Annotated in this window: 15 protein-coding genes; 8 read left to right on the forward strand and 7 right to left on the reverse strand. The window is 74.1% G+C overall.

Annotated elements, in window-relative coordinates:
• Positions 1 to 7 precede the first annotated feature (7 nt).
• Genes IEZ00_RS31140 through IEZ00_RS31150 form a run of 3 tightly spaced genes read left to right on the forward strand, consistent with a single transcriptional unit; the run spans position 8 to position 2,386 of the window.
• A complete protein-coding gene (locus IEZ00_RS31140) occupies positions 8 to 712 on the forward strand; it encodes a TrmH family RNA methyltransferase (RefSeq protein ID WP_189226943.1) in 705 nt (234 codons plus the stop codon).
• Positions 713 to 737: 25 nt separating this feature from the next.
• Positions 738 to 1,826 (forward strand): glycoside hydrolase family 76 protein, encoded by a 1,089-nt coding sequence (locus IEZ00_RS31145; protein ID WP_189226944.1) that lies wholly within the window; start codon positions 738 to 740, stop codon positions 1,824 to 1,826.
• Positions 1,827 to 1,849: 23 nt separating this feature from the next.
• Entirely contained in the window at positions 1,850 to 2,386 is a 537-nt protein-coding gene (locus IEZ00_RS31150; protein WP_189226945.1) for a hypothetical protein, read from the forward strand.
• A 7-nt stretch (positions 2,387 to 2,393) separates the two neighbouring features.
• Here the strand turns inward: IEZ00_RS31150 and IEZ00_RS31155 are convergent, their stop codons facing one another.
• The gene (locus tag IEZ00_RS31155; protein WP_189226946.1) at positions 2,394 to 2,828 is read right to left on the reverse strand and encodes a RidA family protein; all 435 of its coding nucleotides are present in this window, start codon (positions 2,826 to 2,828) and stop codon (positions 2,394 to 2,396) included.
• A 105-nt stretch (positions 2,829 to 2,933) separates the two neighbouring features.
• Between IEZ00_RS31155 and IEZ00_RS31160 the strand changes: the two genes are divergently transcribed.
• A complete protein-coding gene (locus IEZ00_RS31160) occupies positions 2,934 to 3,932 on the forward strand; it encodes a GlxA family transcriptional regulator (protein ID WP_189226947.1) in 999 nt (332 codons plus the stop codon).
• Positions 3,933 to 3,935: 3 nt separating this feature from the next.
• Here IEZ00_RS31160 and IEZ00_RS31165 read toward each other — a convergent pair whose 3' ends face one another.
• Positions 3,936 to 4,934, reverse strand: coding sequence for a LacI family DNA-binding transcriptional regulator (locus IEZ00_RS31165; protein WP_189226948.1), 999 nt, complete (start codon positions 4,932 to 4,934; stop codon positions 3,936 to 3,938).
• 68 nt (positions 4,935 to 5,002) lie between these two features.
• On the opposite strand from IEZ00_RS31165, the gene IEZ00_RS31170 reads away from it, so the two are divergent.
• Together IEZ00_RS31170 and IEZ00_RS31175 are read left to right on the forward strand one after the other, a co-directional pair.
• A complete protein-coding gene (locus IEZ00_RS31170) occupies positions 5,003 to 5,860 on the forward strand; it encodes a carbohydrate kinase family protein (RefSeq protein WP_229796276.1) in 858 nt (285 codons plus the stop codon).
• Positions 5,857 to 6,477, forward strand: coding sequence for a nucleoside/nucleotide kinase family protein (locus IEZ00_RS31175; protein WP_189226949.1), 621 nt, complete (start codon positions 5,857 to 5,859; stop codon positions 6,475 to 6,477). Before IEZ00_RS31170 ends, IEZ00_RS31175 begins: the two co-directional genes overlap by 4 nt.
• Here IEZ00_RS31175 and IEZ00_RS31180 read toward each other — a convergent pair.
• Complete coding sequence (locus IEZ00_RS31180; protein WP_189227066.1) at positions 6,461 to 7,117, reverse strand: DedA family protein; 657 nt, start codon at positions 7,115 to 7,117, stop codon at positions 6,461 to 6,463. The two genes, IEZ00_RS31175 and IEZ00_RS31180, sit on opposite strands and share 17 nt — an antisense overlap.
• A gap of 154 nt (positions 7,118 to 7,271) precedes the next feature.
• Between IEZ00_RS31180 and IEZ00_RS31185 the strand changes: the two genes are divergently transcribed.
• Positions 7,272 to 8,648 carry an FAD-binding oxidoreductase gene (locus IEZ00_RS31185; RefSeq protein ID WP_189226950.1) on the forward strand — a complete coding sequence of 459 codons (1,377 nt, stop codon included), beginning with the start codon at positions 7,272 to 7,274 and terminating at the stop codon, positions 8,646 to 8,648.
• Between the two features lie 44 nt (positions 8,649 to 8,692).
• On the opposite strand, the gene IEZ00_RS31190 is transcribed toward IEZ00_RS31185, so the two are convergent.
• Both IEZ00_RS31190 and IEZ00_RS31195 read right to left on the reverse strand, forming a co-directional pair.
• Positions 8,693 to 9,367, reverse strand: coding sequence for a response regulator (locus IEZ00_RS31190; RefSeq protein WP_189226951.1), 675 nt, complete (start codon positions 9,365 to 9,367; stop codon positions 8,693 to 8,695).
• Positions 9,364 to 10,482 carry a sensor histidine kinase gene (locus tag IEZ00_RS31195; RefSeq protein ID WP_189226952.1) on the reverse strand — a complete coding sequence of 373 codons (1,119 nt, stop codon included), beginning with the start codon at positions 10,480 to 10,482 and terminating at the stop codon, positions 9,364 to 9,366. The genes IEZ00_RS31190 and IEZ00_RS31195 overlap by 4 nt, the downstream gene beginning before the upstream one ends.
• Before the next feature lie 189 nt (positions 10,483 to 10,671).
• Here IEZ00_RS31195 and IEZ00_RS31200 point away from each other — a divergent pair, with 189 nt between their 5' ends.
• Positions 10,672 to 11,028, forward strand: a complete 357-nt coding sequence (locus IEZ00_RS31200) for a DUF6223 family protein (RefSeq protein ID WP_189226953.1) — start codon at positions 10,672 to 10,674, stop codon at positions 11,026 to 11,028.
• Here IEZ00_RS31200 and IEZ00_RS31205 read toward each other — a convergent pair.
• Together IEZ00_RS31205 and IEZ00_RS31210 are read right to left on the reverse strand one after the other, a co-directional pair.
• Positions 11,018 to 11,770 carry a DedA family protein gene (locus tag IEZ00_RS31205; RefSeq protein ID WP_189226954.1) on the reverse strand — a complete coding sequence of 251 codons (753 nt, stop codon included), beginning with the start codon at positions 11,768 to 11,770 and terminating at the stop codon, positions 11,018 to 11,020. The two genes, IEZ00_RS31200 and IEZ00_RS31205, sit on opposite strands and share 11 nt — an antisense overlap.
• A 9-nt stretch (positions 11,771 to 11,779) precedes the next feature.
• On the reverse strand, positions 11,780 to 12,052 hold the full coding sequence (locus IEZ00_RS31210; protein ID WP_229796277.1) for a hypothetical protein: 273 nt from the start codon (positions 12,050 to 12,052) through the stop codon (positions 11,780 to 11,782).
• Between the last annotated feature and the right edge of the window lies 1 nt (position 12,053).

Genomic DNA, 12,053 nt, shown 5'->3' on the forward strand with positions numbered 1-12,053 from the left:
TCGCCGCGTGAGCGGGCATGTGGTCCTGGAGGGCTTCCACGTCGTGAAGCACGCGCTCCGGTTCGGGGCGACGATCCACCGCGTGCTCGTGCTCGACCTGGCGGCCACCCTGGCCCTGGCCGCCAGCCACGCCCCCGACCTGCTCGACGAGTTCACCGCCCGAGCCGAGGTGGTCACCCCGGCCGAGTTCACCGCGGTGGTGGGGCGGACCCACCCGACGGGCGTGGCCGCGCTCGCCGACCGCTCCGCCGAGCGCGCCCCGGTGGCCACCTCCGGGCGCTCGGCCCCGCTGGTCCTGCTCGACAACCCGAAGAACCTGGGAAATCTCGGTGCCGTGATCCGCGTGGCCGCCGGGCTCGGCGCGAGCGGGGTGGTGTCGCTGGGCGACGTGGACCCCTGGCACCCCAACGTCCTGCGCGGCAGCGCGGGCCTGCACTTCGCCCTGCCGGTGGGCAGGCTCGCGGACCTGGACGGGCTGGCGGGCCCGGTCCTGGCGTTCGACGCGGGCGGCGAGGACCTGCGGGACGCGGTGATCCCCGACGACGCGGTGCTCGCCTTCGGCTCGGAGCGGCACGGCCTGTCCGACGCGGTGCGGGCCGTGGCCGACCGCGTGCTCTCGATCCCCATGCGGGACAAGGTCTCCAGCTACAACCTGACCACCAGCGCGGCCATGGCCCTGTACCACTGGGACCTGCGCCGCCGGGATTCTTGACCGGTCAAGAAGGCACCCTGTACCCGTGACGCGCGCCAAGATCCTCGCCGCCCGCGCCGGTGCCGCCGAACGCGCGGTGCGCTCCCGCCACCTGCGCGGCGTCTGGGGCCTGCCCGGCACCGCGCTGGGCGCGGCCCGCTGGCCGGTGGACTGGCGGGGCCGGGTGCACCTGCGGTTCGGCTACTGGTGGCAGGCGCACCTGCTCGACTGCCTGGTGGACGCCCAGCTGCGCGCGCCCGACGAGGGCAGGCAGCGGCTGCTGCGCCGGTTGGTGCGGGGCATCCGGGTCCGGAACCTGACCGGCTGGACCAACGAGTACTACGACGACATGGCGTGGCTGGGCTTGGCGCTGCACCGCGCCGCCGGGGTGGGGGTGGGGCGGCCCGCCGCGGTGGCCACCATCGCCGACCGGCTGCGCGGCGCGTGGACCGACGACGCGGGCGGCGGCATCTGGTGGAAGCGGCACGACGACTTCAAGAACGTGCCCGCCAACGGCCCCGCCGCCATCCTGCTCGCCCGGCTCGCGGCGCACGGGGGCGACGCGGCCGACCTCGACCGCGCCCGGTCCACCGTGGACTGGATCGAGGAGCACCTGCTCGACCCGGACACCGGGTTGCTGTGGGACGGCCTGCACGTGGGGCCGGACGGTTCGATCCGCGAGGTGGAGAAGAACCTCTACACCTACTGCCAGGGCGTGGTCCTGGGCGCGTGCGTGGAGATCGCCCAGGCCGGTGGCGGGGCGGTGTGGTCGGACCGGGCCGCGCGGATCATCACCGCGGTGGACGCGCACCTGGCCGTGGACGGGGTGCTGCGCGGCCACGGCGGCGGTGACGGCGGGCTGTTCAGCGGCATCCTGGCCCGCTACCTCGCGCAGGCCGCGCTGCGCCTGGACCGGCCGGAGACGGCGCGGGCGGCGGAGCTGGTGCTCTCCTCCGCGCACGCGGCGTGGGCGAACCGGACCGCCGTGGTGGCCGGGCCGCTGTTCGGCCCGGACTGGGCCGAGCCCGCCGCGCGACCGGACGCGACCGCCCCGGAGGGCGACCTGTCCGTCCAGCTGGGCGCGTGGATGGCCCTGGAGGCCGCGGCGCTGCTGGAGCGCGGTCCGGCCCGCTGACCCCCGTGCGGCAGGATTCCCCGGTGCCGTACCACACCATCACCCCGCAGGACCTCGTCGACGGGCTCGTGCGCTGGGTCCGCGCCGAGCACCCGGTGATCTCCGTCGTCTCGACGCGGACCGGCGGCTGGCAGGGCTGGGCCGCCGCCCAGTTCACCTACTGGCTGGGCGCGTCGCTCGGCGACCCGGCCGACCTCGACGTCGAGTCCGGCGTCACCGCCACCGCGGTGGGCGGCACCGCCGTGTTCGACAACCCGGCGCGGACCGCCGACCTGGTGTTCAACGCGCTCAGCGCGCCCGCCGACGGGGTGCCGCCGGTCATCGTCGTCGCGCTGCGCTGCCAGCGGGTGAGGCAGACCCAGAGCCGCTTCCGCGCCTGCCTCACCCAGGACCTGACCAAGCTCGGCGGCATCAGCGACGAGCTGCGCCGCCGCTACCGCGACCGGGGCGTGGTCGGCCTGTCGCTGGGCGTCTGCTTCGCCACCACGCCCGCGCCCGAGGGCCACCACGTCGTGGCGGCGGGCGACGAGCTGGCGGTGCAGTGGCGGTCCACCCCGTGACCGGGGGTCAGACCCGTGCGGTGAACTTCACCTCGACCAGCTGCTCGGGGAAGGCCAGCCGGGTGGTGCCGAGCATCGTGCTGGCCACCAGCGGGTCCGGTCGGCCGTAGGCCTCCTTGCGGACCGGCCCGGCCACGGCGAACAGGGCGTCGCAGTCGAGGGTGTAGATGACCTCCTCGACGACGTCGTCCAGCGACGCGCCGAAGCGCTCCAGCAGCTTCGCCGCGTTGGCGTAGGTCTGCCGCAGCTGCGCGCCCATGTTGCCGAAGTCGGTGACCGTCCCGTCGCTGTCGACCGGGGCGGGCGCGACCAGCTCCTCGCCGTCGTGCGACAGCTGACCGGAGAGGTAGATGGTGTCACCGTGCTTTACCGCCTGGACGTAGCCGTACTCGTCCTCCCACGAAACCCCGTGCTTCTCGCTGCGCCGCTCCACCTTGCTCATTTCGCTCCGCTCACTACAACATGTCCGTTGACCTGGAAAAACGGTATTGACGCGGGGTGCGGAGCACCAGCGGGTGCGGTGCCAACAACGGAAAGGATCGTGCCAGTGCAGTCGGGCAGAGTGGCCGCCGTCCTCGCGGTGCCGGGGACCATCGCGCTGGACTTCGGCATCCTCGTGTACCTGCTCAACGCCCACCCCGGTTACGAGGTGCTGGTGTGCGGGGACCGGGGTTCGGCCGACGCGGCGGCGTTGGTGGACATCCGGCCGACGCACTCCCTCGCCGAGGCGGACCGCGCGGACGTCGTCCTGGTCCCGAGCTACGAGGACCCGCGCCTGCCCCTCCCGGAGGAGTACCTGGAGGTGCTGCGCCGCGCGGACGAGCGGGGCGCCCGGATCGTCGCCGCCTGCACGGCCGCGTTCGCGCTCGCCGCCGCCGGGGTGCTGGACGGCAGGACGGCGACGACGCACTGGCGCTACACCGACCGGCTGCGGCTGGAGCACCCGAGGGTGGACGTGGTGGAGAACCGGCTGTTCGTCGAGGACGGGCCGGTGCTGACCTCCGCCGGGGCGGGTGGGCTGATCGACGCCTGCCTGCACGTGATCCGCTCCGACTTCGGCGCGACGGCCGCCGACGAGGTGGCGAAGGAGGTGGTGTCGCTGCCGCGCGGCGCGACCGAGCCGCAGTACGTCGACCTGCCCACCCCGCCCCGGACCAGCCTGCGCGCGACCCGCGAGTGGGTGGTGGACAACCTCGCGTCGCCGATCACGGTGCAGCGGATGGCGGACCGCAGCCTGCTGCCGCGCCGCACCTTCATCCGCCACTTCGAGCGCGAGACGGGCATGTCGCCGATGCACTGGGTCGTCTCGCAGCGGGTCCTCAGCGCGCGCAGGCTGCTGGAGAGCTCCGACTGGTCGGTCGAGCGGATCGCGGGCGCGACCGGGTTCGGCACCGCGGCGAACTTCCGCGCCACCTTCCGCCGGGCGGTGGGCACGACCCCCACCGCCTACCGCAAGTCCCACGCCCGCCTCCCCGAACCGAGCGCCCGGACACCGCGAACCGAGCGTTCGCGCACCGCGGGTCGAGCGTTCGGGAAAGCCGGGTAGTGGTTAACGGCGCTCTGGGGGGTGGCTGGTAGTACTTGCAGGCGTGGGGTGGCAGCCGCAGGAGTGGCGGTGCTTGAGCTCGGGGGCCAGTCGGATGGTCTCCGGGGGACGCTCGGGGTCGGCGATCCGGGACAGCAGCAGGCGCACGGCGGTGCGCCCGATCTCCTCCACCGGCTGGGACATGGTGGTCAGCGGCGGGTCGACCAGGTCCGCCCACTCCACCTCGCCGTAGGTCACCAGCGCCAGGTCGGCGCCGATCCGCACGCCGCGCGCGCGGGCCTGGTGCAGCACGTCGATGAGCACCTGGTGGTCGCTGACCACGACCCCGGTGACCGACCCGAGCATCGGCTCCAGCGAGGTGCCCACCAGCGACTCGTCCCACTTCAGGCCAGCCCGGCCGAGGCCGAGCCGGTAGCCCAGCACCCGCTCGTCCGTGGTCGCCAGCCCCGGTGTGCCGGTGACCAGGCCGATCCGCCGGTGCCCCAGCTCCGCCAGGTGCGTCACCAGCGCCGAGGTGGCCTGCACGTTCTCCGGGCCCACCTGGTCGATGTCCTGGCCCAGGGTCAACCGGTCCACCAGCGCGGTCGGGATGCCCAGCCGCCGCAGCTCCGGCAGGGCCGCGCTGCCCGAGGTCGGGGTCAGCAGCACCCCGTCCACCCGCCGCGAGCGCAGCATCCGCACCGCGGCCTGCTCGGAGTCGGCGCTGTCCCGCGTGTCGATCAGCACCAGCGTGTACCCGGCCGAGGTGGCCTCGTTCTCGATCGCGGCGATCAGCTCGGCGAAGTAGGGGTGCGAGACCAGCGACACGGCCAGGCCCAGCGACTTGGTGCCCCCGGTCACCAGGGAGCGCGCGATGGCGTCACCGGTGTAGCCGGTCTCCTCGATGGCCTTGAGCACCCGCTCCTTGGTGCTCTCGGCGACGGGGCGGGTCTCGTTGAGCACGTGTGAGACGGTGGTGATGGAGACCCCGGCGAGACCGGCTACCTCTCGCATGGTGACCATTGGGCTCGTCCCCGTTCCGGACTGCGCAAGCGATTGCGTCGGACACTACCCGCTGGGAGGCGCCGACCGTGGCAGCCGTGCTCTGTGTCGGCCTGACGACCGTCGACGTCGTCCAGCAGGTGATCGAGTTCCCCGTTCCGGGGCAGAAGATGCAATCGCTGGACGCGCACCTGGCGCCGGGCGGTCCGGCGGCCACCGCGGCGACCGCCGTGGCCGCGCTCGGGCACCGCGCGGCGCTGCTGACCGCCGTCGGCGGTGACCCGTTCGGGGTGCTGGCGGGGCGGGGGCTGGCCGAGCGCGGGGTCGAGGTGCACGACGTGGCCCCGCCCGACCACGGGCCCGCGCTGAGCATGGTCGTGGTGCGCGAGCGGGACGGGGAGCGCACGGTGGTCTCCCGCAACGCCGCGGCGTTCACGCCCCCACCGGTGGACGTGGCGCCGCTGGTGGCGGCGGCCGAGGTGGTCCTGCTCGACGGCCACCTCGGGCCGACGGCGGTGGCCGCCGCGCGGGCCGCGCGGGAGCGAGGTGTGCCCGTGGTGCTCGACGCGGGCAGCTGGAAACCCGTGCTGGACGAGCTGCTGCCGCTGGTGGACGTGGCCGCCTGCTCGGCGTCCTTCGAGCTGTCCGAGGAGGAGGTGCACGCCCGCGGCGTGCCGCTGGTCGTCCGCACGCACGGCGCGGACCCGGTCACCTGGTCCGCCCCGACCGGGACCGGCTCGCGCGAGGTGGCCCCGGTGCCGGTGCGCGACACCAACGGCGCGGGCGACGTGTGGCACGGCGCGCTGGCCGTGGCGGTGGCCCGCGGCGACCTGGTGCGAAACGGGGTGGCGGACGCGGTTGACTGGGCGAACAGGGTCGCGGCCGTGCGGGTGCGCAACACCGCGCGGACGTGGGTGGAAGAGTTGGCGCGGTGGGCGGACGGATGAGCTTCGAGGAATTGGTGGACCGGGCGCGGGCGCTGGCGGGCCGGGGCGAGCGCGTGCTGCTGGGCATCGCGGGCGCGCCGGGGTCGGGCAAGTCGACGCTGGCGCGGCGGCTGGTCGACGCGCTGGGCGCGGACGCCGCGCTGGTCGGCATGGACGGCTTCCACCTCGCGCAGCGCGAGCTGGAGCGGTTGGGCCGCGCCGAGCGCAAGGGCGCGCCGGACACCTTCGACGTCGAGGGCTACCTGCACCTGCTGATCAGGCTGAAGACCACCGGGCAGGAGGTGGTCTACGCGCCGGAGTTCCGCCGCGAGATCGAGGAGCCGGTCGCCTGCGCGGTGCCGGTGGACCCGGCCGTGCCGCTGGTGGTGACCGAGGGCAACTACCTGCTCGTGCCCGAGGGCCCGTGGGCGCGGGTGCGCCCGCTGCTGGACGAGGCGTGGTTCCTGCTGCCCGACGAGCGGGTGCGGCTGGACCGGCTGGTCGAGCGGCACATGCGCTACGGGCGGTCCGCCGAGCAGGCCAGGCACCGGGCCGCGCACGGCCCCGACGCGGCCAACGCCGCGCTGGTCAACGCCGCCCAGGCCGTCCCCGACCTGGTCATCACCGACCTGGCGTGACGTCCGCGACCTCGTCGGCGGTCTCGTCGACCGGCTTGTGCATCTCCTGCCGGTACCGGTACAGCCCGTAGAGGGTGCCGACCACGAAGAACGCGATGCTCCCGACCACGGCCGCGGTCTGCAGCCACGGCACGGCCGTGAGCAGGCCCGCGGCGTAGTAGCCCGCGAGCACCAGCGTCGGCACCCACGCGAGCGCGCCGATGGCCGTGGCCAGCATGAACCGCCTCGGGTCCATCCCGGCCGCGCCCGCGATCATCGGCGCGAGCGTGCGCACCCACGGGATCCAGCGCGCCAGCACGATCGCCCAGAAGCCGCGGCGGTCGAGGAACTCGCGCGCCCGTTCCAGGTTCTCCTTGTTGAGCACCTTGCCGCCGCGTCTGGCCAGCAGCCGCGTGCCGGTGGACCGGCCGATGTAGTAGCCGATCTGGTTGCCGACGACGGCGACCACCATCGCCGCGCCGGACAGCAGCCACGCGCTCAGCTCGCCGTCGTGCTGCGCGAGCACCACACCGGCCGCGAACAGCAGCGAATCACCTGGGAGGAAGAGTCCGAAGATGAAGGCGCACTCGAAGAAGACGAAGCTGAGCGTGATCAACCAGACGGCTACCGGCCCAGCGTCTTCGAACGAGATGAACCCCATGGCTCCGGACGCAGCGGACAACACCACACAGGCAGAGTACGTGGGGAAGCGAGGTCGACAGGGCGACTCCGGGGCAACACCTCCCCGAAACCGCGGTGTCGGTGCGGAGAGCGAGCGACCGGTGACCTCTTGTCACCCCGGTTAGCGTGGGGACATGGAGTCCCTGCTCGCCGAACTCCGCACGGCCGTCGGGGCCGCCGCCGTGCTGACCGACACCGACGTCACGGCCGCCTACCGGCGGGACATGATGCCCCTGGCCCCTCACGGCACGCCGCTGGCCGTGGTGCTGCCCGGCAGCACCGAGCAGGTCCAGGCCGTGGTGCGGGCGTGCGCGGCGGCGCGGGTGCCGATCGTGCCGCGCGGCGCGGGCAGCGGGCTGTCCGGCGCGGCCAACGCCGTGGACGGCTGTGTGGTCCTGGTCACCACCAAGATGAACGCCATCGTGGAGGTCGACCCGGACAACCGGCTGGCCGTGGTCGAGCCCGGTGTGGTCAACCTCGACCTGCGCGCCGCGGTGGAGAAGCACGGGCTGTTCTACCCGCCCGACCCGTCCAGCTACGACTGGTGCACCATCGGCGGCAACCTGTCCACCAACGCGGGCGGGCTGTGCTGCGTGAAGTACGGCGTGACCACCGACTCCGTGCTCGGCCTCGAGGTGGTGCTGGCCGACGGCGAACTGCTGCGCACCGGCCGCCGCACGGTCAAGGGCGTCGCGGGCTACGACCTGACCAAGCTGTTCGTCGGCAGCGAGGGCACCCTGGGCGTGATCACCAGGGCCACCCTGGCGCTGCGCCCCCTGCCGCAGGCCCCGGCCACGCTGGTGGCCGCGTTCGGCACCACCGGCGCGGCGGGCGCGGCGGTCAGCCGGGTGGTGCGCGAGGGCGTGGTGCCGTCGCTGATGGAGATCATGGACCGCACCGCCATCGCGGCGGTCGAGCGGTACCTCAAGACCGACCTGGCGGCGGGTGCGGCGCTGCTGCTGTGCCAGTCCGACGCGGGCGGCGAGGCCGGGCGGCGCGAGCTGACCGCGATCGAGCAGGTCTGCCGGGACGCCGGGGCCGAGCTGGTCTACGCCACCGAGGACCTGGCCGAGGGCCGCGACCTGCTGGCCGCCCGGCGCGCGGTGCTGCCCGCGCTGGAGCTGTACGGAGCCTGGCTGACCGACGACGTGTGCGTGCCGCGCACCAAGATCGCCGAGCTGATCACCGGCTGCGAGCGGATCAGCGCCGAAGCCCGCCTGCGCCTGGCCGTGGTCGGCCACGCGGGCGACGGCAACATGCACCCCACCGTCGTCTACGACGCCACCTCGGCCGACGAGTTCACCCGCGCCCGCTGGGCGTTCGACCGGATCCTGGAGCTGGGGCTGGAGCTGGGCGGCACGATCACCGGCGAGCACGGCGTCGGCCGGATCAAGCGCGAGTGGCTGGCCCGCGAGATCGGACCGGTGGGCCTGCGGGTCCACCGCGCGATCAAGCAGGCCCTGGACCCGGACAACCTGTTCAACCCCGGCTCCATGTTCACCCCCGCCTGACACCGGCAAGTACTACCCGCCCCACCATTCCGAGCCGCCAACCACTACCCGGCGGGGTCCGCGCCGCGCGGGGTCACCAGGCCGGACTCGTAGGCCAGCACCACGAGCTGGGCCCGGTCGCGGGCGCGCAGCTTGGTCATGGCCCGGTTGACGTGGGTCTTCGCGGTCAGCGGGCTGATCACCATGCGCGCGGCGACCTCGTCGTTGGACAGGCCGCGCGCGACCAGGGCGACGGCCTCGCGCTCGCGGTGGGTCAGCTCCGCCAGCTCGGCGCGGCGGCCGGTGTCCAGCGGCTGCGCGACGAACCGGTCGATCAGCCTGCGGGTGATCGACGGCGCCAGCAGCGCGTCACCGCGCGCGGCGACGCGCACGGCGTGCAGGAAGTCCTCCGGCTCGACGTCCTTGACCAGGAAACCCGCCGCGCCCGCGCGCAGCGCGTGGAAGACGTGCTCGTCCAGGCCGTAGTTGGTCAGGACGACCACGTGCACCGCGGCCAGCGCCGGGTCCGCCGCGATCCGCCGGGTCGCCTCGATGCCGTCGACCAGCGGCATCCGGATGTCGACGAGCGCGATGTCGGGCAGGTGCCGCCGGGCCAGCTCCAGGCCCTCGGCGCCGTTCGCGGCCTCGGCCACCACCTCGATGTCGTCCTCGGCGTCGAGGAGCGCGCGGAACCCGCTGCGGATCAGCGGCTGGTCGTCGACCAGCAGGACGCGGATCACGACGGCCGGCCCACGGGGAGCTCGGCCTGGACGGTGAAGCCGCCCCCGCCGCGCGGTTCCGCCCGCAGCCGCCCGCCGAGGGCGGTGACCCGCTCGCGCATCCCGAGCAGCCCGACACCGGGCACCGGCGGGCTGTCCGGCGTGGCCCGGCCGTCGTCGTCGACCCGCACGACCAGCGCGTCGGGCCGGTGGTCGATCCGGATCGACGCGCTGGTGGCGGCGGCGTGCCGGGCGATGTTGGTCAACGACTCCTGGACGATCCGGTAGGCGGTCCGGCCCACCGCGGCGGGCACGTCGTCCGGCCGTCCCCCGATGGTCAGCTCCGCGTCCAGGCCGGTGGCCCTGACCCGGCGCACCAGCTCCGGGAGCTGGTCGAGCCCGTGCGACGGGTCCTCGTCGCCCTCGCGCAGCGCCCCCAGGGTGGCCCGCAGCTCCCTGGTCGCCTCGCGGCCCGCCGCCAGGATCGCCAGCAGCGCCTCCGGCACCCGCTCGCCCCGCTTGCGGGCCAGGTGCACGGCGACCTCGGCCTGCACCTTGATCACCGAGATCTGGTGGGTGAGCGAGTCGTGCAGCTCCCGCGCGATGCGCAGCCGCTCCTCCTGGGCACGCCGCCGCGCGGTCTCCTCGCGGGTGCGCTCGGCCTCGTCGGCACGGCGCTCGGCCTGCCGCAGCGCTTCGCCCGCCGCACCGGCGGCGACCAGCCACGCCACCTGCAGGACGTCCCTGGACTGGGTGAACGCCTCGCCCAGGGGCCAGTGGTGGGGCGAGGCCAGCAGCGCCAGCGGGAGGACGGCCACCATGACCACCGAACCCACCACCGCGACCAGGCGGTGGCCCGCCCGCACCGCGGCGTACACCGCGAACAGGTACGCGACGACGGGCACGTCGAACCCGGCGGCCTGGTACCCCCACCCGCACAGCCCGGTCACCACCAGCACGGCGACCGGGGCCCGGCGGCGCGCGACCAGCGCCAGGCCGCCCGCCGCCAGCAGCACGTGCCCCCACGGGGCGGGCCAGGGCGTGGGGTGCTGCCCGGACAGCCCCGCGATCAGCAGGGCCGCCGCCACGCCGACGGCGATCCCCCAGTCCGCGACAGCGCCCCGACCCCCGCTCATGCGTGCACCCTAGCCAGGCGGTCGGTCGGGCGAATCCCACGCGAAGAGCACTGATCGACTACCGCGAACGCGGTAGCCCGCGGATTTCCGCACCGTGCGCGGCAGTGCGGATTGACCGCGTCCGCACGACGACCGGCGGTGGGGCGGGCGGACAGGATCGGCGACATCGACTCCTGGAAGGGGAACCCCATGTCCGCTCACCACCTGCTGGCGGAACCGTTCACCGCCGACGTCCAGACCCTGACCGCCGGGCGCGTCTGGTCCTTCGCGGCACTGCTGCTCGCGGTGGTGGGCGTGGTGATCGGGGGCTCCGCGCTGGCCCGCCCCGCCGGTCGAGCGGGCAGGGGGCGGGCGGCCCTCGCGGCGGGGCTGGTCAGCGCGGTCGTCGGCGGGCTCGTGGTGGCCGCCGCCGAGGGCGGTCCGGGCACCGGCTACGGCATCGTCGGGGGCTTCGCGGCACTGGCGGCGGGGCTGGTCGCCGCGGTCCTCGGCGGCCTGGTGCTGGCCCGATCCCGCCGCGCGGACCGGCCGGGGGCTAGTCGGTGACGCGCCGGATGACCTGGGTGGCCTCGGAGTCGTCGGAGATCTGCTCGAACTGCTGGGTGATGTCGTCGGCCTCCTGCTGCAGCAGCGTCTTGCGCTCCCGGCGGGCCTTGATGACCTCGATGATGATCGGCACCACGGAGATGAGCACGATCAGGAGCAGCATCATCTCGATGTTGTCCCGGACGAACTGGATCTGGCCGAGGAAGTAGCCCAGCACGGTCAGGCCCGCGGCCCAGGCGACGCCGCCGATCAGGGAGTACGTGAAGTACTTGCGCGGGTCCATCCGGCCCACGCCCGCCATCGCGGTGATGAACGTGCGCACGATCGGCACGAAGCGGGCCATCACGATGGCGCGCGCGCCGTACTTGTCGAAGAACTCCTCCGTCTTGTCGACGTACTCCTTCTTGAAGATCTTCGAGTCCGGCTTGGCGAACAGCGCCGGTCCGGCGCGGTGCCCGATCCAGTAGCCGACCACGTTGCCCAGCAGGGCGCAGGCGGTCAGCAGCAGGCAGACCAGCCACAGCGGGTAGTCCATGACCCCGCTGGCGACGAACAGCCCCGCGGTGAACAGCAGCGAGTCACCGGGCAGGAAGAACCCGACCAGCAGACCGCACTCCGCGAAGACGATGAAGCAGAGCCCGAACAGCATGTAGGGCCCCAGGCCCTGCAGCAGGTTGACGGGGTCCAGCCAGTCAGGGCCGAGGGCGAGGGTGGAGGCGAGCGCGACCGTCACGCGGCCCACGGTACAGGCTCAACGCAGCGTGATGACCGCGACGACCGTCCCCGAGGCCAGCCCCAGCAGAAGGGCCAGCAGCAGCACCCAGACAGCCCCTATGCGAGGTTCGTCCGGTTTCGGAGCGTGGTCGCCGGGAGCGGCGGGGGCGTCCGCGCCGAGGTCGGGCGCGAGATCGGGTGCGGAGTCGGGCACCGGGTCGGGCCTGGGCACGCTGGTGCTGGTGGCCTGCGCGCGGAGGGCGTCGGCCACCAGCCGCTCCTGCTCGTCGGGCAGCCGGTCGGTTGACACC

Origin of the sequence: Saccharothrix coeruleofusca (assembly GCF_014648515.1) — a bacterium.
GTDB lineage: Bacteria > Actinomycetota > Actinomycetes > Mycobacteriales > Pseudonocardiaceae > Actinosynnema > Actinosynnema coeruleofuscum.

Bases quoted from the DNA above. Each gene is read 5' to 3' on its own strand.
- IEZ00_RS31155 (WP_189226946.1), bottom strand. From the start codon at position 2,828: ATGAGCAAGGTGGAGCGGCGCAGCGAGAAGCACGGGGTTTCGTGGGAG.
- IEZ00_RS31165 (WP_189226948.1), bottom strand. From the start codon at position 4,934: ATGGTCACCATGCGAGAGGTAGCCGGTCTCGCCGGGGTCTCCATCACC.
- IEZ00_RS31175 (WP_189226949.1), top strand. From the start codon at position 5,857: ATGAGCTTCGAGGAATTGGTGGACCGGGCGCGGGCGCTGGCGGGCCGG.
- IEZ00_RS31180 (WP_189227066.1), bottom strand. From the start codon at position 7,117: ATGGGGTTCATCTCGTTCGAAGACGCTGGGCCGGTAGCCGTCTGGTTG.
- IEZ00_RS31185 (WP_189226950.1), top strand. From the start codon at position 7,272: ATGGAGTCCCTGCTCGCCGAACTCCGCACGGCCGTCGGGGCCGCCGCC.
- IEZ00_RS31195 (WP_189226952.1), bottom strand. From the start codon at position 10,482: ATGAGCGGGGGTCGGGGCGCTGTCGCGGACTGGGGGATCGCCGTCGGC.
- IEZ00_RS31200 (WP_189226953.1), top strand. From the start codon at position 10,672: ATGTCCGCTCACCACCTGCTGGCGGAACCGTTCACCGCCGACGTCCAG.